General features: G+C 58.9%; 1 protein-coding gene. It reads right to left on the bottom strand.

The genetic code is table 11. From position 1 onward, the window contains the following. Nucleotides 1-112: 112 nt before the first annotated feature. Nucleotides 113-737: group II intron maturase-specific domain-containing protein (locus IC50_RS38255; RefSeq protein WP_035716894.1), on the bottom strand; the 625-nt coding region annotated here is incomplete at its 5' end.

Genomic DNA, 737 nt, shown 5'->3' with positions numbered 1-737 from the left:
AGTAGAGTCGAGGAGAGGCGCGGTGATGCGCTTGTTGCGCGTTCCGTTTCCTCTCCCCGCTCATCAAACCGGACGTGCGGTTTTCCCGCATCCGGCTTTCCGACAGGTTTCGTCACAAGGCGCACGTCGGCGACACTTTGCGCACGCGGTTCAGCACAAGTACGCCAGGGTTCCCATAGATCTGATCAGAGAACCGTCTGACGCCACGTCCTGGCGTCTTATGTCGTCTGCGCAGAAAGGCGAGCACGCGGTCAAAGACGTGTCGATCAACGGCCTGATGAGCCGTAGCAAGCGAGCCATAGCTGAAGTAAGCGGACCAGCCGCGCAGAAGGCGGTTCAGTCGTGCTTGTACTTCGGGCCAAGCGCCCTTGTTGCCCGGCGTCAGCAGTTCGCTGACCTTCCTCTTGATCCGCAGCACGCTTTTCTTCGACGGAGCCGCGCCAAGATACCACCGCCCCCCATTGCGGAAGTGGCGGGGTCCGAGCGTGTACCCAAGGAAGTCAAAGCTTTCCAATCGGGCATTCTTCACCGAGGTTTTAGTCTCGTTGAGTGTCAGCCCAAGCTTGGTCATCACCGCTTTCGTCCACGTCAATGCGTCTTCCGCGTGGCCGCGGCTGAGAATGACGAAGTCGTCGGCATAGGAGATAATCTGGCCATGGAATGCTTCACACCGACCGCTGAGACGCCAATGCTTCAGGAACCGGTTCATGTAGATGACGGAGAGCAGCGGACTGATG

It is taken from the genome of Bradyrhizobium genomosp. I (2014) (genome assembly GCF_000261685.1).
In the GTDB taxonomy this organism is placed as follows: Bacteria; Pseudomonadota; Alphaproteobacteria; order Rhizobiales; family Xanthobacteraceae; genus Bradyrhizobium.
This window is presented reverse-complemented; position numbering and strand designations above follow the sequence as displayed.